This is a genomic window from Sneathiella sp. (assembly GCF_036960985.1).
Taxonomy (GTDB): Bacteria; Pseudomonadota; Alphaproteobacteria; order Sneathiellales; family Sneathiellaceae; genus Sneathiella.
The window spans coordinates 1-19,153 of sequence record NZ_JBALWD010000023.1 but is presented as its reverse complement, the minus strand read 5'-3'; the positions used below and the strand labels follow the sequence as shown (position 1 = coordinate 19,153).

Below are 19,153 nucleotides of genomic sequence, written 5' to 3'. Positions count from 1 at the left end.
GTGATCTGTGACCGCTGTTACATCTCGTAATATTACATTCTTGAAGATAATCTTTAATCCGATTTCGTAAATTTGAAAAAATTGGGACTAACGATTGAAGTTGACGTAATATGTAAAAAAGCATGTGCAGGGAATGTCAGTAGCAATACTGGCAGCATAAAAAGGGGAAGCCGGTGCCTTTTTTGGCGGCAAAACAGGGAAACGCGGACGCGCAGTTTGAAATGGGCCTGAAATATCTTCTTGGCGGGGAGATACACCAAGACGATAAAATTGCTGCGAAATGGTTTACGTGTTCAGCGGAACAAGGGAATGCTGACGCGCAGTTTAATCTTGGCTTAATGTATGCTCGGGGTCAGGGTGTGCAAAAATGCCTAGAAACCGCTGTACAATGGTATTCAAAATCGGCGGAGCAACATAATGACCACGCCTGCTATAATCTGGCTGTTCTGTATGAAAAGGGACGTGGCGTTGATCAAAATTATGAGGCCGCAGCCGGTTGGTATGCTGTCGCTGCTGAACATGGTGACGCTGACGCACAAACAAATCTTGGTTTCATGTATGACAATGGCCTTGGCGTCTCGCAAGATCACAAAGAAGCCGTAAAATGGTATTCTCTTGCTGCCGAACAGGGAAAGGACCGGGCTCAATATAATTTAGGCATGATGTATCGGCTTGGTCTCGGTGTTACGCAGGACTATAAATCTGCAATGCATTGGTTCCAGATTTCCGCAGAACTTGGAAACTCAGATGCACAGTTCGCTTTGGGGTTCCATTATACCAGCGGATTCGGTGTGCATGAGGATGACGAACTTGCCCTCATGTGGTGGAAAATCGCTGCGATGTCGGGACATGAAGAAGCGAAAAAGCAGCAAACGATACTGGAACAGACATTGTCCAAAGAACAGGCCATTGCGGCTCAGAAATGTGCAGATGAATGGATGATGTCACAGTAATCTATGTTGTGGCCATAGCTGATCTCGCGGCCTAATGCCTAGAAATTGTTGAGCTCCAGACAATCTCCCAGAGCTCAACATTTGTTTTTTATCTAGATCAGTCTAGCACGAAGGCATTAAATGCCTGTCATTTCGAAAAGGCGACTAGTTACTCTGCCCAACCACTGACGGATTTGACTTCCAGAAAATCTTCCAGTCCCCAAACACCACCTTCACGGCCATTGCCGGACGCTTTCATACCGCCGAACGGGCTGCCTGCACCGCGAGACTGACCGTTCATTTCGACCATGCCAGAGCGAAGACGATTTGCGACACGGCTACGTTTTTCACCGTCCTGGCTTTGCACATAATTTGTGAGGCCATAGGGTGTATCATTGGCAATCTGAACAGCCTCTTCTTCCGTATCAAATGGGATAATGGAAAGGACAGGACCAAAAATTTCTTCGCGAGCAATGGTCATGTTGTTTGACACGTCCGCAAAAACTGTTGGGCGAACGAAGTAACCACGATTGAAGCCTTCAGGACGTCCCGGCCCGCCGGCAACAAGATTAGCCCCTTCTTCGATCCCTTTTTCAATGAGTCCCTGAATCTTGTTATACTGTAATTCAGAAACAACCGGACCAATATGCCGTCCTTCTTTTGACGCCACATCAACAGCGACACTATCCGCGGCAGCGGCAGCAGCCTTTACAGCATCATCATAAATTTCCCGCTGTACCAGCATACGTGTTGGCGCGTTACAAGATTGACCCGTGTTATTGAAGCAATGCATGGCGCCCCGTTTTGCAGCTTTGTCGTCCGCATCGGCGAAAATAATATTCGCGCCTTTACCACCCAACTCCAAATGAACACGTTTGAGAGTTTCTGCTGCATTTTTCGAAATCGCGATACCGGCGCGGGTCGAGCCGGTGAAGGAAATCATATCCACATCTGGATGTGAAGAAAGCTGTGAGCCAACCCCAACACCGTCGCCATTGACTAGGTTGAAAACACCGGCAGGAGCACCTGCTTTATCAATAATTTCCGCAAAAACGATGGCGGAAAGTGGTGAGATTTCTGATGGTTTCAATATCATCGTGCATCCGGCGAGCAAAGCGGGAATGACCTTCAAAGTCACCTGGTTCATGGGCCAATTCCAAGGCGTGATCAAACCACAAACGCCAGCCGCCTCATAGATTATCCGATCATTCGGCGCGTGATCCCCAAGTTTGCGTTCAAACTCGAAACCTTTAGCTGTGCGCAGGAAGTTTTTAATATGAGCGCCTCCGGCACCCACTTGTTGTGTGGAGGACATATCAATGGGCGCCCCCATTTCCATGCTAATGGCTGCAGCCATATCCGCAGAACGAGCGATATATTCTTCAAGAATTCGCTCGACCAGAGCAATACGCTCTTCTTTGGGTGTAACGGACCATGTTACGAAAGCTGCCTTCGCTGCAGCAGCAGCTGCATCTGTGTCTGCCTGATCACCTAAGGAGATTATGGCACATGGTTCTTCATTGGAGGGGTTAATAACATTAAAGTCGTTCGCCTTGGCTGGCGATACCCACTGTCCATTGATATAAAAGTCGCGTTTTTCAAGCATTCTTCTGACCTTGTATTATTTAAAGCTGTCCGGACATGTCCAGACAAAGGAATATTGTTTTTAGTCGTCGAAAAGACGCCTGCCCCGATATTACTGCTATTTGCAGCTTGCGTCCACATCGCCGACAGGCTGGAGACTACATTATAATATTTAGCGGAAATGTAAAATTTCAAGTCTAAAAATACGAAGCGAACGCAATGCTTGCAAAACCAGAAAGTCGTCGCGTACTATCCAAAATCAACACTAACAAAATCTTGTACAAACGATCTTCACTTTTTGCCGTGTCGCCATGTTAAGAAGTTGTCTGCATGGGCAAACTTACTATGTATGAGACGCCCTATTACGAGGAGAAATGAACTCTATGTCCGCAGTCAAATCACTCACCGAATTGCTAAACCAGGGCAAATTTGAGGCGCCTGCGATCAGTGCACCTAATCGAACGGACTTAACATATGGCCGTCTTCAAAAGCTGGCCCGCGACACAGTCACACGACTAAACGAGTTGGGCGTAGGCCGGCAAGATAGAGTGGCAATTGTTTTGCCAAACGGGCCGGAAATGGCTAGCGCATTTATCACCATTGGCTGCGGAGCGACAACCGCGCCGTTGAATCCGGATTATAAAGCCGACGAGTTCGAATTCTATTTGAAGGATTTATCCGCCAAGGCACTTGTTGTCCTGGAAGGCAGCGACAGTACTGCTGTCGCCGTTGCAAAGAAAATCGGTGTCGCAATCCTCGAACTTCACGTTCCAACTGACGCTGCCGCGGGTGAGTTTGAGCTCAAAGGCTCAAAGTCTGGCAATACAGCGAAACCAGGATTAGCCGAACCAGACGACATTGCCTTGATCCTTCACACATCCGGCACGACCTCCAGACCAAAAATAGTGCCTCTCAGCCATATCAATGTCTGTGCTTCCGCCAGTAACATCGGACGATCACTGGCATTAAAGGATACAGATAAGTGTCTAAATGTCATGCCACTGTTTCATATTCACGGTCTGATAGCGGCCGTTCTGTCATCGCTCCATGCCGGATCGAACGTTAGTTGCACACCGGGTTTCAACGCTCTGAAATTCTTCGCGTGGCTGGATGCAACCAACCCAAGCTGGTATACGGCCGTACCAACAATGCATCAGGCGATCATTGCGCGCGGACCGCGCAATGCAGAGTCTGTTAAAAATGCAAAACTTCGGTTTACAAGATCTTCTTCCGCGTCGCTTCCACCTCAGGTCATGAAATCCCTCGAAGAAATGTGGGGCTGCCCTGTGGTAGAAGCCTATGGCATGACAGAGGCTGCCCATCAAATGGCTGCTAATCCGCTGCCACCGGCGAAAAGGATGCCGGGAAGCGTTGGCATCGCCTCCGGCCCTGAAGTTGCCATCATGTCCGAGGACGGCGCCCTCCTCAACACTGGTGAAACTGGTGAAATTGTTATTCGCGGTGACAATGTCACCAAGGGGTATGAAAACAATCCGAAAGCAAATGCCGAAGCCTACACAAATGGCTGGTTCCGGACCGGGGATCAGGGGATCATTACGGACGACGGGTATATCTCCATAACCGGGCGCCTGAAGGAAATCATCAATCGGGGGGGAGAAAAGATTTCACCCCGAGAAGTGGATGAAATATTGATGAACCATCCAGCCGTTGAGCAAGTGGTCACGTTTGCCATACCACATGATAAACTTGGTGAAGAAGTCGGCGCAGCTGTTGTTCTTCGCGATGACCAGAACGCAACTGAAGCAGAATTGAGAGACTTCGCCGCAAAAAGTCTCGCCGCCTTTAAGGTTCCACGGAAAATCAAAATGCTGGACGAAATCCCCAAAGGTGCGACGGGTAAATTGCAACGTATCGGCATGGCCGAAAAACTGGGAATGATTTAATGAAAATATGTATTTTTGGTGCTGGTGCAATCGGTGGCCTTGTTGGTGGAATGCTGGCGCGCCAGGGCGACGCCGAGATTTCATTAATCGCTCGTGGACCCCATTTGGAAGCCATTAAGAAAGACGGTCTTACTATCGAAACCGATAGTGGGGTTTTCGTGCAGAAAAATGTCTTCGCAACGGACAATCCTGCCGACCTGGGTGTTCAGGATTATGTCATTATTGCCTTGAAAGCCCATTCGGTTCCGGCCGTCGTTCAATCCATGCAACCCTTATTAGGGCCTGATACTGCAATTGTGACAGCGCAGAACGGATTGCCCTGGTGGTATTTTTATGGTGTTTCCGGGGAACATGCAGACAAGCAAGTAAAGGCAACGGATCCAGACGGTAGCATCTGGAACGCCATAGGCCCGCAACGCGCAATTGGTTGCGTTGTTTATCCTGCGGCAGAAGTCATCAGGCCCGGTGTTATTTTGCATCGGGCTGGCGATAGATTTCCAGTTGGAGAACCGTCAGGTGAACGGACTGATCGCGTTAAAAAAATCTCTGAACTTTTAATTTCTGCCGGACTGAAAGCGCCAGTGCGCAAAGGGATCCGCAATGATATCTGGGTCAAACTTTGGGGCAATCTCAGCTTTAACCCGATTTCGGCTATTACGGGCGCCACTTTGGATGTCATATGCGGTGACAATGGAACGCGTTCATTAGTGCGAAGCATGATGCTCGAAGCTCAGGAAATTGGCGAAGCGCTAGATGTTAATTTCCCGATCAACGTCGATAAACGTATTGAAGGGGCCGCTGGCGTCGGAGCCCATAAAACGTCAATGCTTGTGGATCTGGAATCTGGCCGACCCATGGAAATCGACGCGCTCGTTACATCTGTTCAGGAGCTTGGCATAATCACCGGGCATGCAACACCAACGATCGATGCCGTGGCGGCACTGGTGAAACAAAAGGCAACATTAGCCGGATATTATGGATGATAGAGGAAATTTAGGGGCGCAGTGTTACGAATGATCATGTCCGTAGAATAATCCGACCACATGTTGCGCCTCGGCGAAAAACAACCATCTTTCGACAACAATACCAATCGATGCCGAAAGGGCCGCTATCCAGGACATTGCCAACACAGGTGCAACATCCATCAAAGCCCCCAGCAAACAGATAAACGGTATGAAGAAAGCCAGTAACCCGACGATCTTTCGAAGTTTCAAAGCGTGCTTTCTGGCAATTTGAAAGCCCATCTCCTTCATAACCCAATTATCTTCGGTATGCGGCGCTTCGAACTGTTTGACAGTCCCAATATGGCCAAGCCCTGTTGCCGTACCCGCATCACTTTGCGATACGGATTGATCGATAGAGGACCAATAGATGAACTTAATCACCGCACCGGCTAAAATAAAGATTAACGCGACGGCGACGACAAGATCATTTGTTATGCCAAAACTGGACGAAATGGCGGTGAGCCAAATTGCGCCACTTGCCAGTCCAAGCGTCAAATAAACCAAAGGCACAAGACGGTGATGCCACTGACGAATTGTCCGCAAGGAGGCATAAATCATCGCGGTCGAGTAAATGGTGACGAGCGCCATAATAGCCGCAACCGCGCCCCAAAGAGCCCATCCGCCAATTGAATTCCCGTAAACAATCCAGCCAAAGGCAAACAGAAGGGCCGGCCCATACGTAACGATAGCTGCGACACCTTCGCGGGACAGCCATGAGCTTCGCCATTGAGAGAGGGCGCGCCATGCCCTTTCTGGATGATGAAGATGAAAGGTCGATGACAACAGTCCAGCACTGACCAAGCCGAGAGCCAGCAGGAGCGTAACAGCGCCAAACCAAGGCTCCGTCGGCAAATAACCAAGCGGAACTAAAATACCCAACAGAACAAGAATGCCGTAGCCGGCACCAGACGCTGTTGTGAAAAAAATGACGGATGCTGCAGGATGCATAACGTTATCCTAGTTTTTCGAGGGCGGCATCAAGCCAGCCAAGTATGCCATCAGCTTTCGGGGCTTCTCTTGTCGAACAGGAAACATCCGGTTTCTGTTTCGGCCTCGGCGGAAGATATTTATTCACGGGTTTGGTGCCTTGTTCGGGCATCAAATCCATACCGCCGCGTGCCAGAACCAGCAAACTGACCTCCGATTCCGGATCGCTGAAATCGCCAAAATGTCGGGCTTTTGAGGGGCAACTGCGAACACACGCAGGTTCTCTGTCGATTTCAGGCAGGTTTTCATTATATATTCGGTCAACGCACAACGTGCATTTCTTCATCACACCGGCATCCGCGTCCATTTCACGCGCGCCATATGGGCAACTCCAGGCACAGAGGCCGCAGCCAATACACCAATCTTCATTGACCAGAACGATCCCGTCTTCCTGACGTTTGTAACTGGCGCCAGTCGGGCAAACCGTGACACAGGGCGCGTCTTCACAATGCAAACATGACCGCGGAAAATGAACGATTTGCGCCGGTGCATCAGGCGGGGTCACTTCATAAGAATGGACCCGATTGAGCCAACTCCCCGTTGGCGACGCACCATAGGGATCTTGATCAGACAGCGGATCTCCGTAGCCACCGGTATTCCATTCCTTACAATTTACAACGCAGGCCTGACATCCAACGCAAGTATCGAGATCAATCACCAGACCCAGTTTACGCTCTGTGTGTTGGGGTAAACTGGTCATTTTGTCCATTCCTTGCCATAAGCAATACTATCCGGCCCGACACCGACTGGGGATTCCTGCGGTTCTATGGTCGGTTCAGATTGTGTCGTCCCGTCGTCATCGGCCTTCTCGATCCGGACACGCAAATCGTACCAGGCACCTTGCCCTGTAATCGGATCAGAATTTGACCAGCGCATGCCGTCTCCTCTCGGTGGCAACAAATCGCTGATTAAATGGTTTAATAAAAAACCCTTCGTCGCCTCCGGTGCGTCCGGCTTGAGAGCCCAAGCCCCTTTTCGTTTGCCAATGGCATTCCACGTCCAGAGTGTTTTCGAATTCACCGCATTCATTCTTTGGACAGGGACTTTTATCCGAGCGTGGTGAGAAATAACCCATGCCCAGTCACCGTCTTTGAGCCCGGCGTCATCGCAGACGTTTCCGGGAACGTATAGTGGATTGCGCCCATGGATCTGACGAAGCCAGGCGTTCTGTGATCCCCAAGAATGATACATTGCGGCCGGGCGCTGTGTTATCGCGTGCAGCGGAAAATCGGCCAACTCTCCAGATTGCTCTAGTTGGCTCCCCTCGCCAGGTGCATACCAAATTGGCAACGGATCAAAAGCCTCCGAGATTTGCTGCTTTAAATAGTCCGGCGGCTGGCGATCGCCATGACCTTCCGCGGCGCGTTGAAACTTGGACAAAGTCTCTAGATATAGCTGAAACGTCACCGGTTGCGGCGTGTCATAAAACCCCATAGACACGGCCCAGTCCTGATATCCCGCATTCGCATGTTTAAAGAACTGTGCTTCGTCAGGGATATGCTCGAGAAAAAAACCGCCATTTTCAATGTAATCGTCAAGCTGTTCGGGGTTGACGGCCCCGCGCCCGCGTTCCTTTTTATCTGCGCCCCGAAAGCCTGCCAATGGGCCAATGCCGGGTTTGCGCTGATGATTTACGATATAATCAGCGTAGTCCGTATATTTTGCACTGCCGTCTTTATTTATCATGCCTTCAAGACCCAAACGCGCGCCTATATCCAGAATAACACTTTGAAATCCTCGTACGTCGCGATCCGGTTCAATGACCGGCCAGCGAATAGAGTCTGCCGCAGCTGTCGGCTCGCTGATGGGGCGATCCAGCATGGAGATGCAATCATGCCGTTCCAAGTAAGTCGTGTCCGGTAGGATCAAATCGGCAAAGGCGACCATTTCCGAAGAATAGGCATCGGAATAAATGATCTTGGGAATAACATAAGATCCATCTTCCTTCTTTTCGGACAACATATCCATCATGCCCTTGGTGTTCATGGACGAATTCCAAGCCATATTCGCCATATACATAAACAACACTTCGATTGGGTATGGATCACCATGATACGCGTTGGCGATCACCGTATGCATCAAGCCATGCACCGACATGGGGTTTTCCCATGAAAATGCTTTATCGATCCGTTGTGGTGAGCCGTCTTCGTCTATCAGAAGATCTTCCGGCCCGCGCGGATAGCCCAGATGGGGACCGGCAAGCGGTTGATTGGGTTCACATTCAGCATTTGGCACCGGATGTGCTTCCATCGGTTTCGGATAAGGCGGCTTAAACCTGAATCCGCCAGGACATTCAATTGATCCAAGAAGGATTTGCAGCAGATGTAGCGCGCGGCATGTCTGGAAGCCATTTGAATGTGCAGATATACCGCGCATGGCGTGGAAACTTACCGGCCGGCCAATCATTTTTTCGTGGCGCTCGCCCGTCATGTCCGTCCAAGGCTGATCAATGGTAATTTCTTCTTCGAAGGCAACGCGAGCAAGTTCTGCGGCCAACCGCTCTGTTTGTTCTGCAGGAATTCCAGTTTCGGCTGCGGTAGCCATCGGCGCGTAGGCCGCATCGGCATATTTTGTCGCCAAAAGTGCAAAAACCGGCCGCGCTTTTCGGCCATCATCAAGCGTAACGTCCCCTTGCAATGCCGCATCGCGCCGGATCATCTCGGCCGGACCAATTTTTTTGGTCTTGCGATCTAACGACAATGGCTTTCCATCCGCATCGCGTGCAAACAGGCCGTGATCCGCCGCCCCTTCATCGTCAATGACCAGCCATCCGGCATTTGTGTACCGCAACAGGTAGTCCAAATCCACATGACCTGCTTTCAACAGCTCATGGATTATCGACAGGATAAACAGCCCGTCTGTTCCCGGCGTAACGGGAACCCACTCGTCAGCAATGGCATTATATCCCGTGCGAACCGGGTTGACGCCGACAATTTTAGCGCCGCGTTCCTTCAGTTTCGCCAGTCCCAGCTTGATGGGGTTGGAATCATGATCTTCCGCAACACCGAAAATCATGAACATCTTGGTTCGTTCCCAGTCCGGCTGGCCAAATTCCCAAAAAGCGCCGCCCATTGTATAAATTCCAGCCGCCGCCATATTAACCGAACAAAATCCGCCATGCGCTGCATAGTTCGGCGTCCCAAATTGCTGAGCCCACCAGCTGGTCAATGACTGACTTTGGTCACGACCTGTAAAAAAGGCGAGTTTTTTTGGATCATCTGCCCGTATCGGCGCCAACCATGACACTGCTTTTTCAAGGGCTTCTTCCCAGGAAATCTCTTTAAACTTTCCCTCGCCTCGCTCGCCGACACGCAACAAAGGCGCTTTGAGGCGAGACGGCGCATAATGCTGCATGATTCCCGCGGAACCTTTTGCACAAAGCACACCCTTGTTTACCGGATGATCGCGATTTCCCTCAATATAGCGGACCTTCCCATCACGAAGATGGACATTTATCCCACAGCGACAGGCGCACATATAGCAAGTGGTCTTGCGAATTTCATCCGATACTTTAGGCGATGTATCGACTGTCGGTTGAGACGTTCCTGTGCTCATCGAGCAATCCTTTTTATTGAGGGCATATAGTATTCATGCCGCATTTTGAGCCTGCACAACTGTTACAACTATCATGCCGTAAACAGCTTCCGCGTCACAGCCGCGCGACAAATCATTTGCCGGTTTGGCGAGACCTTGCAAAATCGGACCGATTGCCTTCGCACGGCCTATTCTCTCTGCAATCTTATAGCCGATATTCCCTGAATTTAGGTCGGGAAAGACAAATATATTTGCCTGTCCCGCGACATCTGAACCCGGCGCCTTTAGATCTGCGATCTCGGGGACAAATGCGGCGTCGAACTGAATGGCAGTTTCTATAGCCAAATCGGGGCGAAGCTCCTGTAAACGGGTGGCGGCATTCTCGACTTTTGTCACATCTGGGTGCTTTGCGCTTCCTCGGGTCGAGAAGGAAAGCATCGCTATTTTTGGAGGGACATTAAGAAGTAATCGAGTGCTGTCGGCGGCTGCAGAGGCAATTTGCGCCAATTCGTCTGCGTCAGGAGAGACAACGAGGCCGCAATCTGTGAAAACGACGCCACCTTTTACGGAATGAAAATCTTCGTACATCATCATAAGAAAAAAACTTGATACCATCGAATAACGCTTATCAACACCAATTACCTGTAAGGCGGAGCGGACAACATTTCCAGTCGTGTTGCGGGCCCCCGCCACCGACCCATCTGCATCGCCAGTCCGAACCATTAGGTTAGCATAGTTCAGGGGGTTTTTTACCGCTTTTCGGGCGGCGTCCAAATTAAGTGCTTTGTGTTTACGTAATTCATAAAATTCTGTGGCATAGGACTCGTGTTTTGCAGCCTGCGCAGGGTCAATTATGAGAATTTGGTCTTCTGCATCCCCGGCCGCACGTGCGAGCGTGCGCACTTCTTCGATTGGGCCGAGCAATGTGATAGTGGCGATTTTTTCCTGCAGCGCCCGGACAGCGCCGTCGACAACACGCGGATCTTGGCCTTCCGCCAGAACAATATGCTTCGGTGCCGATTTTGCACGGGCAATCAAATCGTCAAATTGTTTCACGGTTGAAGATGCCCCCCTTTCTGCCACCGAACCTTAGACCCGTTGCCAATGGACTGGCAAACGATAGATACAAAATAAAGGGGCAGTCTTTGCTGCCCCTTTATCCCGGTTGGTTACGCGCCTTTTTGTGGACGCATGTCCTTGGCATCAACACCCGCCACAGATACGGGGGCCTTCATTGCGTCGCGGCGGAACGGTTCGCCGAGTTCCTGATTGAGGATGACTTCAATAAATGTAGTGACACCGTCATCTTGAGCCTTGCAAGCAGCTTGCAGCGTGGAGGTTAGCTCATCCTGTGTATGAACTGTTACCCCTTTGAGGCCACAACCTTCTGCAACTTTGGCATAGCTTAAATGTGGATCCAGCTCTGTACCGACAAAATTATCGGAATACCAAAGAATGGAATTCCGCTTTTCAGCGCCCCATTGGTAATTCCGAAAAATAACCATTGTAATGGCTGGCCATTCTTCGCGGCCGATAGAGCTCATTTCGTTCATGGAAATTCCAAATGCACCATCGCCTGCAAAGCCCACAACCGGTGTATCCGGACAGCCGATTTTCGCGCCGATGATTGACGGAAATCCATAGCCACACGGCCCGAACAAACCGGGCGCCAGATATTTACGACCCTCTTCGAACGTTGGATAAGCGTTTCCGATCGCGCAATTATTTCCGATATCGCTGGAGATTATGGCGTCTTTCGGCAGACCAGCCTGAATGGCACGCCATGCTTGCCTTGGGGCCATTCTGTCGGCATCACGGGCCCGGGAATCTGCATTCCAGGTTGTCCCCGGATCATCATCTTCATGATCCATGCTCGACAATGTCTGTAGCCATGCAGATTTTGTTTGGTGAATGATTGATTTGCGCTGTTCCCGGTCTACGTCACCGGCGGTATCGGAAAGGCTGGCCAGCAACTGCTCGGCAACCATTTTTGCATCGCCGCAAATACCAACCGTGACTTTTTTCGTCAGGCCAATGCGATCTGAATTCATATCAACCTGGATAATATCGGCATTTTCCGGCCAGTAATCAATGCCATAACCGGGCAAGGTCGAAAATGGATTGAGCCGGGTTCCAAGAGCCAGAACCACGTCGGCCTGCTTGATTAATTCCATACCGGCTTTCGATCCGTTATAGCCCAACGGACCCGCTGCCAAAGGATGAGAACCGGGGAAGCTGTCATTATGTTGATAGCCACTGCAAACCGGCGCATCGAGCCGTTCCGCCAGCGCCTGACATTCCGGAATGGCGCCGCCAATCACAACACCCGCGCCAGAAAGGATAACCGGGAATTTTGCATTGGAGAGCAGATCTGCCGCTTTCGCGATTGCTTCGGCACCGCCCGCCGGCCGTTCCAGGCGAACGATTTGGGGTAAATCAATGTCAATTACCTGTGTCCAGAAATCACGGGGCACGTTGATCTGTGCAGGGGCTGAACCCCGAATAGCTTTTTCGATCACACGATTAAGGACTTCCGCCATCCGCGACGGATCCCGGACTTCTTCCTGATAGCAGACCATGTCTTTGAACAAAGCCATTTGCTCGACTTCCTGGAAGCCGCCCTGACCGATTGTTTTGTTCGCCGCCTGCGGTGTCACCAACAGCATCGGTGTGTGGTTCCAATAAGCCGTTTTGACCGGCGTCACAAAACCGGTGATGCCGGGGCCGTTTTGCGCGATGGCCATGGCCATCTTACCGGTTGTCCGGGTGTAGCCGTCGCAGATCATGCCGGCATTGGTTTCATGAGCGCAATCCCAGAAGGTGATGCCGGCCTGACCGAACAAGTCTGAGATTGGCATCATGGCAGATCCGATAATACCGAAACCATGCTCAATTCCATGAATTTGCAACACCTTGATAAAGGCTTCTTCCGTTGTCATTTTCGTCATCTTAAATCCCTATCTCTATTCATTTGAAACGCCGAATTATCCGCGTCAAAATTCTAACTCAAGGCCTGCAACAGGCGTAATTTCTGATCGGGTGCATTTTCCTAAAAAATGGCATTTAGCGATAGGTCCAAAACCTAAGAAAGGCTAATACCACATCGTAACATGCGGAAACAGGAATTACGGCGGACCTCCAATAGTTGCATTGTCGTAGGTTATGGTTTTTAATAACCACAATATGAGGTTCAGCCTCAGATTTTCTGCGAATAGAAGTCACTTAAGGAGCAATCCATGACCATCGCGACCGAAACACATTTCGAGGTCATCGTTATTGGCGCTGGCGTTGCCGGCATTTACCAGATGAAACGGCTAAAGGATATGGGCGTGAACGCCACTGTTCTGGAAGCCTGTGACGATCTCGGTGGCACCTGGTACAACAACCGCTATCCCGGCGCCCGGTTCGATTCTGAAAGCTATACCTATGGCTATTCCTTTTCCCAGGAAGTTCTGGATGAGTGGCACTGGAAAGAAAAATTTTCGCCCCAGTCGGAAAATTTGAACTATCTGAATTTTGTCGCCGGCAAGTTTGATCTTCGACAATATATGCAGTTCAATTGCCGGGTGACGGCCGCCCATTTTGACGAAGGTGAGGATCGGTGGGTTTTGGCAATCGATGATGGCCGGACGCTCACTTGCCGCTTTGTCATCATGGCGGTTGGTTTGCTGTCGACACCGACATTGCCGCGCATCGAAGGAACGGAAGATTTCAAGGGCCCCTCTTTTCATACCTTTTACTGGCCGCACGAAGAGGTCGACTTGAAAGGCAAGAAAGTCGCCGTTATCGGGACCGGCGCCACGGCCATTCAATTGATTGCGGAGATTGCGGATAAAGTCGGCGAGCTCAATGTTTTCCAGCGCCGTCCGAACTGGAGCGCACCGCTCAATAACTGCCCCATCTCGCCAGCGGAAATGGCGGATATTCGGGCCCGGTATGACGATATTTTCGCCACTTGCGCCCGGACACCGGGCAGTTTCGAGCATGAGCCTGACCGGCGCGGATTTTATGAGGTGTCACGGGAAGAGCGGCTGAAATTATGGGACCGCTTGTATGACGAGCCGGGCTTTGGTATCTGGCTGGCAAATTTCCGCGAAATCTTTACCGACGAAAAGGCCAACGAAGAATTTTCCGAGTATATTGCCGATCGCATTCGCCAACGCGTGAAAGATCCGGTGACCGCAGAAAAACTCATTCCACGCGATCATGGATTTGGCATTCAGCGTGTTCCTATGGAATCTCATTATTTTGAAGCGTATAACCGCGATAATGTGCATTTGATTGATATCAGTGAAGCCCCCATCGAGCGCGTGACCGAAACCGGTATCCGGACAAGCGACCAAGACTATGACGCCGATATTATTGTCTATGCCACCGGTTTCGATGCCATCACCGGCGCCTTTGACCATATAGATATCCGGGGCCTTGATGGACAGACCTTGCGGGGTAAATGGCGGGAGGGGCCGTCGACATTTCTGGGTATTCTGATCAATGGCTTTCCCAACTTGTTGATGCCGACGGGCCCGCAAAGTGGCTCCGCGTCGACCAACTATCCGCGCGGTATCGAAAATGGCGTCAATTGGAGTACGGATCTGCTCGACTATTCCGAACAAAAAGGATTTACCCGACTGGAAGCCACAAAAGAAGCTGAAGCTTCCTGGACCGCCACGGTCACCAAAATGTATGCCATTATGCTGATGCGAAAAGCAAAATCCTGGTTTACCGGATATAACTCCAATGTCGAAGGTCATGAGGAAGGCAGCATCCGCTATTTCGTTTACAACGGCGGAACCCCCCGATATGTCGCCTCGATCAATGCCGTGGCCGGCAATGATTATGAGGGCATCGCGTTTTCGAGAAAAGATCCCCCGACCTCAAGCGCCTCGGCACCGGAACGGCAAATTGCAAACACATGAAAAATTTGAATGGGTTTGCCTGAAAGTATAAAAATAATTCATGCTTTTAAACACAACCCAATGTCCCTATAACCGGCGGCAATGAACAGGATCAGAAAGGTCGTGGAAATTGGCGTCGCGCACAAAAATTATTGCCATTATCGGTGCCGGCCCTGCCGGTCTCATCGCCGCGCAAAAATTGAGCAAGATTGAAAATCTCCAAATCCATGTTTTTGACCAGAAACCGTCCGTGGCGCGAAAATTTCTGATCGCCGGTCGTGGCGGCCTCAACTTGACCCATTCCGAACCATTACCGAAATTCACCGAAAAATATGAGGAGAATGCCGCCCGGTTCGCACAGTTCCTCGCCCGGTTTTCGCCCGATGACATGATCAATTGGGCAACGTCCCTTGGCGTCTCCCTGTTTAAAGGATCCAGTGGTCGGATGTTTCCGGACGGCCTGAAAGCGACACCGCTACTACGCGCCTGGCTGAAAGAACTGGAGGGCGCGCAGGTGCAGTTTCATCTCAAACATCGCTGGCTTAAAACCGAGGCAGACCAGAAGCTACTTTTCAGCACCCCGGACACGCCATCGTTCGAATTTGAGGCCGATGCCATTTTATACGCCATGGGCGGTGCCAGTTACCCGCATTTGGGCGCAACCGGCAGCTGGATCGATCCGTTAAAATCTGAGGGCTTGGACATTGATCCGCTTGTCGCCAGCAATTGCGGATTTCAAGTCAATTGGAGCGATCACTTTATTGGCCGCTTCGAAGGCACTCCCCTCAAAAATATTCGCCTGACCCACAATAACCGCAGCAGTGCCGGGGATCTGGTCGTCACGAAAAATGGCCTTGAAGGTGGCGCCCTATACGCCCTGAGCAAGGGCCTTCGCGAAGAACTGCAGCAGGGATCGACAAGAGACATCAGCCTCGACCTGAAACCGGGAAGTGAAGAACAGGCACTGGTTAGCTCATTGTCAACTCCCCGCGGAAAAATGTCCTTGTCCAACTTTTTACGCAAAAAACTGAATTTGGCACCGATACAAATTGCCCTGTTGCACGAATTCAAAAACAACACCGACATCCAGAATACGGACAAGCTTGCTGCACTGATTAAAAATCTACCAGTCGAATTGATCGGTATTAATGGTATCGAACGCGCCATTTCTTCCGCCGGCGGCGTCAAGTTCAGTAACCTCGACGACCAGCTGATGATCCGGAAGCAACCGGGCCAATTTGTCGCCGGGGAAATGCTCGATTGGGAAGCCCCAACCGGCGGCTATCTGTTGCAAGGTTGCTTCGCAACCGGGGTCGTCGCCGCCGACGGAATTGCGACTTATCTAAACGCAGCCTAGCAGTCAGGAAACCGTAAAAAGCGTCAACCGGGGGCGCTATCAGGCGTTGCGGGATTCTATTTCTTTCATAAACCTGGCGCGAATAACAACTGGATCCATCGTAATAACCGGCACTTTGATATTGCCGGACTCACATTTGCAAACAATGATTGTCATCTTATCGCTTTCGATTGCCTGACGCAGTGTCTCCGCCGTGTCCTCGGCCGCACACTCAATGACATTCTCGCACCCACACGCTTTTGCGACCGCTGTTAAGGAGGTTTTTTTACCGGCATAGGTTGGCTGGTCACCGGTTGAGCCATAACTTCCGTTGTCGATAATGAGCAGGATAAAATTATCTGCAACATTGTTGGCAATCGTCGGCAATGTACCAAAGTTGGTGAGAACAGAGCCGTCACCATCGATGGAAATAACTTTCTTATTCTGCGCCAGCGCCACGCCAAGACCAATGGAGGATGACAATCCCATGGTGCCCAGCATGTAAAAAGTGCTCGGTTGATCATCGATCATATGTAATTCCTGGCTTGGCAGGCCAATATTACAGACAACCAGTTGATCGGAAATGATGGGGGCGATATCTCGTAGAACTTCTGAACGTATCATTCTCAATACCCCTTCCAAAAGGTTGCATCTGTCAGGATGGCAACCGGCTTGTTGCTCATATATGTATGTTTCAAGATTGCATCCAGTTCCTGCACATCGTCTTCGTGATGAAAATGATAAGTCGGGATATGAAGCTGTGCGAGAAGGGCTTTCGTATGAACAGCCATCTCAACCTGGCAAGCCACCGGCTCACCCAGTTCTCCGCGGTAACTGATGATCATCGGCAATGGCAAACGGTAGAATTGGGTCAATGTCACCAACGTATTTATGGTGACGCCGATCGCCGTGTTCTGCATGATAATGGCGGATCGTTTGCCGCCCATAAAGGCGCCGGCACACAGGCCAATGCCTTCATCTTCCTTATTCGACGGCACGTGATGGATATCGGGGCTATTTTCAATTTTATCGATCACGCCAGCCAATTGCTTGCAGGGAACTGTCGTTACGAATTCCACATTGTTCGCCACAAGATCGCTGAGTATTTTGTCGTCTACAGACACAGGAGGTCCTCCTTCATCGAGTTTGGCCGGTTGATCCAATGCCAACTTAGTATAATCGGCTGGCGGAATAAATGCCTTCAATTTGATGATCAAAAATCCCGTGTATGACAATAGCGTTAATTCATTCAAACAGCTATGTTTCAGGAATGTATATTATTCGCACGCAAGACTGCCCAAAAAGGGATTTGGAGAAACGATGGAGCTTGCCCGATCGTGTGTTTTTCGCCTGCGGCGCCTGCCAGGTTCTCGCGCATGTATTTCTGGAAAACATCACTCCTGTGGATGCCCAAGCCGTTTGGATCAAGCCGAGTGAGGGCCAAACGGGTAATCACATCTTCGTCTCATTCGGGGATATGGTCTTCGATTACCACGGCTATACGGAGAAAAAACGGTTTCTCGCGCATTACTGGAAAAAGGCGAGACAAGTTTATCCGGCATGGGATGCCGACCTAGTTGAAATAACACCAGATACGCTTACAACTGCGGGACCGTCGGTTGTTTACGACGGCCTCTGGTTGAGAGCCCCGCACCAGTTCTTCAAAACCCCCGTTCCCCGCGCCAACGCGTATCTTGAGAAGTTCCCGCAGCATGGGGTGACTGTTTAGCTATCGAGCCTTATTTGCTCAAGGAGACCGGACGGAACTCAACAACGACAGAGCAATCTGTTGGTTCCCCCGGTCTGTCACTTGATCCTACTGCTGCGGTCTCGCCTTGATGTGAGCCTCAATCTCGACTTCCAGATCTTTTTGACCCTTGAGCTCTGGAAGGCCTTTCACGTCGTAAACCATTCCGCCAGGAGATATGGCTTTTAACGCCAGGACAGTTCCATCGGTACCCAGGCATTTGATATCGAACTCGCCGGTTGCGTCGTTGGGCATCGCCTTTACATGGAAAGTGATCCCTTTCGCAGAAACCCCTTTGACGTGAATGAGCTTGTTATCATCAGTGATCGCCTTGACGTCCGAATAGTCTTTGTCATCTTGAGAGGGGACAACTTTCACGTGATGTAAGCTGTTATCGGACTCGCTAATTGCTTTGATATCCAAGTGATCGGTACCGTCAACGGGCATGGCTTTGATGTCGAGATTCACTCCATGACTGGTAAAAGCTTTGACTGCCATCGTATGACCCGATTGGTCAAAGCACTTGATGTTCCACATCTCGGACGCCATCGCTGGCGCCGCGGCACCGACACTTACACCTATTGAAACAGCAATAAGTGCGGCGAATTTGTTCTTTTTCATAACTAAATATATCCCTCTAGTTTACAAGCAATTTTCGTTTGCTATCCCTAAACGAAATAGAGGCGAAAGCTTAATTTTTTACTAATTAGTAAATACAGTTTTAGTCAATTTCTAATCTATTTTTTCATTTTCCTTAGTATAACTAGGAAAGAGTTGAAAGGTTCTTTGGTTTCTAGTCTCCGAGCATCCCGTCCAGACGTTCTTTTGCTTCCAACAACTCATTGATGAAATCATACACAACTTCCTTGACGCTGGTTTCCTCTTTCATATCGCCGACAATTTGGCCGACAGGATAGGTCAGAAAGTCTTTTGCCCGAACGCGTTCCACTCTCGTCCGACCTTCTTGCCACCAAAGATAGTTCTGAAGCGGTGCCGGAAGCATTGCCGGTGCATCCTCGGCATTCCAGGCTTGAGAAAACTTGTTATTGAGTGTCCTGCAGGGCTTGCCCGTGACACTTTTGGTTAAAATGGCATCCTCCGCCGCAGCTTCAAACATCTTTGCCTTGATCTCTGGCGGGACCTCACTTTGAATCGTTTTTAACCAGATGGATCCGCACCAAACGCCCTCACAGCCAAGGGCTAGCGCCGCGGCAAATTGTCTGCCACGGC

The 19,153-nt window shown here is 50.4% G+C and carries 16 protein-coding genes; 6 read left to right on the top strand and 10 right to left on the bottom strand.

What is annotated here, in order from left to right:
* The first annotated feature begins 173 nt into the window (after positions 1 to 173).
* On the top strand, positions 174 to 953 hold the full coding sequence (locus V7723_RS13280) for a tetratricopeptide repeat protein (RefSeq protein ID WP_335684967.1): 780 nt from the start codon (positions 174 to 176) through the stop codon (positions 951 to 953).
* Positions 954 to 1,101: 148 nt separating this feature from the next.
* Here the strand turns inward: V7723_RS13280 and V7723_RS13275 are convergent, their stop codons facing one another.
* A complete protein-coding gene (locus tag V7723_RS13275) occupies positions 1,102 to 2,538 on the bottom strand; it encodes an aldehyde dehydrogenase family protein (RefSeq protein WP_335684966.1) in 1,437 nt (478 codons plus the stop codon).
* A gap of 361 nt (positions 2,539 to 2,899) precedes the next feature.
* On the opposite strand from V7723_RS13275, the gene V7723_RS13270 reads away from it, so the two are divergent.
* Together V7723_RS13270 and V7723_RS13265 are read left to right on the top strand one after the other, a co-directional pair.
* Positions 2,900 to 4,420, top strand: a complete 1,521-nt coding sequence (locus V7723_RS13270; protein ID WP_335684965.1) for an acyl--CoA ligase — start codon at positions 2,900 to 2,902, stop codon at positions 4,418 to 4,420.
* Positions 4,420 to 5,403 carry a 2-dehydropantoate 2-reductase gene (locus V7723_RS13265; RefSeq protein WP_335684964.1) on the top strand — a complete coding sequence of 328 codons (984 nt, stop codon included), beginning with the start codon at positions 4,420 to 4,422 and terminating at the stop codon, positions 5,401 to 5,403. The genes V7723_RS13270 and V7723_RS13265 overlap by 1 nt, the downstream gene beginning before the upstream one ends.
* A 24-nt stretch (positions 5,404 to 5,427) precedes the next feature.
* Here the strand turns inward: V7723_RS13265 and V7723_RS13260 are convergent, their stop codons facing one another.
* The 5 genes from V7723_RS13260 to xsc form a co-directional block, all read right to left on the bottom strand.
* Positions 5,428 to 6,372, bottom strand: a complete 945-nt coding sequence (locus V7723_RS13260; protein WP_335684963.1) for a dimethyl sulfoxide reductase anchor subunit family protein — start codon at positions 6,370 to 6,372, stop codon at positions 5,428 to 5,430.
* Between the two features lie 4 nt (positions 6,373 to 6,376).
* On the bottom strand, positions 6,377 to 7,111 hold the full coding sequence (locus tag V7723_RS13255; protein ID WP_335684962.1) for a 4Fe-4S dicluster domain-containing protein: 735 nt from the start codon (positions 7,109 to 7,111) through the stop codon (positions 6,377 to 6,379).
* Positions 7,108 to 9,966, bottom strand: a complete 2,859-nt coding sequence (locus V7723_RS13250; protein ID WP_335684961.1) for a molybdopterin oxidoreductase family protein — start codon at positions 9,964 to 9,966, stop codon at positions 7,108 to 7,110. The genes V7723_RS13255 and V7723_RS13250 overlap by 4 nt, the downstream gene beginning before the upstream one ends.
* Positions 9,967 to 9,999: 33 nt before the next feature.
* A complete protein-coding gene (pta, locus tag V7723_RS13245) occupies positions 10,000 to 11,001 on the bottom strand; it encodes a phosphate acetyltransferase (protein ID WP_335684960.1) in 1,002 nt (333 codons plus the stop codon).
* A gap of 113 nt (positions 11,002 to 11,114) precedes the next feature.
* A complete protein-coding gene (gene xsc / locus V7723_RS13240; RefSeq protein ID WP_335684959.1) occupies positions 11,115 to 12,893 on the bottom strand; it encodes a sulfoacetaldehyde acetyltransferase in 1,779 nt (592 codons plus the stop codon).
* A gap of 288 nt (positions 12,894 to 13,181) precedes the next feature.
* Between xsc and V7723_RS13235 the strand changes: the two genes are divergently transcribed.
* A complete protein-coding gene (locus V7723_RS13235; RefSeq protein ID WP_335684958.1) occupies positions 13,182 to 14,861 on the top strand; it encodes a flavin-containing monooxygenase in 1,680 nt (559 codons plus the stop codon).
* Positions 14,862 to 14,970: 109 nt separating this feature from the next.
* Positions 14,971 to 16,197 (top strand): TIGR03862 family flavoprotein, encoded by a 1,227-nt coding sequence (locus V7723_RS13230; RefSeq protein ID WP_335684957.1) that lies wholly within the window; start codon positions 14,971 to 14,973, stop codon positions 16,195 to 16,197.
* Positions 16,198 to 16,236: 39 nt separating this feature from the next.
* Here the strand turns inward: V7723_RS13230 and comE are convergent, their stop codons facing one another.
* Positions 16,237 to 16,800 carry a sulfopyruvate decarboxylase subunit beta gene (gene comE, locus V7723_RS13225; RefSeq protein ID WP_335684956.1) on the bottom strand — a complete coding sequence of 188 codons (564 nt, stop codon included), beginning with the start codon at positions 16,798 to 16,800 and terminating at the stop codon, positions 16,237 to 16,239.
* A gap of 2 nt (positions 16,801 to 16,802) precedes the next feature.
* Complete coding sequence (gene comD, locus V7723_RS13220; RefSeq protein ID WP_335684955.1) at positions 16,803 to 17,300, bottom strand: sulfopyruvate decarboxylase subunit alpha; 498 nt, start codon at positions 17,298 to 17,300, stop codon at positions 16,803 to 16,805.
* A gap of 104 nt (positions 17,301 to 17,404) precedes the next feature.
* Here comD and V7723_RS13215 point away from each other — a divergent pair, with 104 nt between their 5' ends.
* A complete protein-coding gene (locus V7723_RS13215) occupies positions 17,405 to 17,905 on the top strand; it encodes a hypothetical protein (protein WP_335684954.1) in 501 nt (166 codons plus the stop codon).
* 87 nt (positions 17,906 to 17,992) lie between these two features.
* Here the strand turns inward: V7723_RS13215 and V7723_RS13210 are convergent, their stop codons facing one another.
* Both V7723_RS13210 and V7723_RS13205 read right to left on the bottom strand, forming a co-directional pair.
* Entirely contained in the window at positions 17,993 to 18,544 is a 552-nt protein-coding gene (locus tag V7723_RS13210; RefSeq protein ID WP_335684953.1) for a DUF7486 family protein, read from the bottom strand.
* Between the two features lie 172 nt (positions 18,545 to 18,716).
* Positions 18,717 to 19,153, bottom strand: a 437-nt coding sequence (locus V7723_RS13205; RefSeq protein ID WP_335684952.1) for a nitronate monooxygenase, incomplete at its 5' end; no start/stop codon positions are given.

Bases quoted from the DNA above. Each gene is read 5' to 3' on its own strand.
- V7723_RS13215 (WP_335684954.1), top strand. From the start codon at position 17,405: ATGACAATAGCGTTAATTCATTCAAACAGCTATGTTTCAGGAATGTAT.
- V7723_RS13275 (WP_335684966.1), bottom strand. From the start codon at position 2,538: ATGCTTGAAAAACGCGACTTTTATATCAATGGACAGTGGGTATCGCCA.
- V7723_RS13250 (WP_335684961.1), bottom strand. From the start codon at position 9,966: ATGAGCACAGGAACGTCTCAACCGACAGTCGATACATCGCCTAAAGTA.
- V7723_RS13235 (WP_335684958.1), top strand. From the start codon at position 13,182: ATGACCATCGCGACCGAAACACATTTCGAGGTCATCGTTATTGGCGCT.
- xsc (WP_335684959.1), bottom strand. From the start codon at position 12,893: ATGACGAAAATGACAACGGAAGAAGCCTTTATCAAGGTGTTGCAAATT.
- V7723_RS13270 (WP_335684965.1), top strand. From the start codon at position 2,900: ATGTCCGCAGTCAAATCACTCACCGAATTGCTAAACCAGGGCAAATTT.
- comE (WP_335684956.1), bottom strand. From the start codon at position 16,800: ATGATACGTTCAGAAGTTCTACGAGATATCGCCCCCATCATTTCCGAT.
- V7723_RS13255 (WP_335684962.1), bottom strand. From the start codon at position 7,111: ATGACCAGTTTACCCCAACACACAGAGCGTAAACTGGGTCTGGTGATT.
- V7723_RS13260 (WP_335684963.1), bottom strand. From the start codon at position 6,372: ATGCATCCTGCAGCATCCGTCATTTTTTTCACAACAGCGTCTGGTGCC.
- V7723_RS13265 (WP_335684964.1), top strand. From the start codon at position 4,420: ATGAAAATATGTATTTTTGGTGCTGGTGCAATCGGTGGCCTTGTTGGT.
- V7723_RS13210 (WP_335684953.1), bottom strand. From the start codon at position 18,544: ATGAAAAAGAACAAATTCGCCGCACTTATTGCTGTTTCAATAGGTGTA.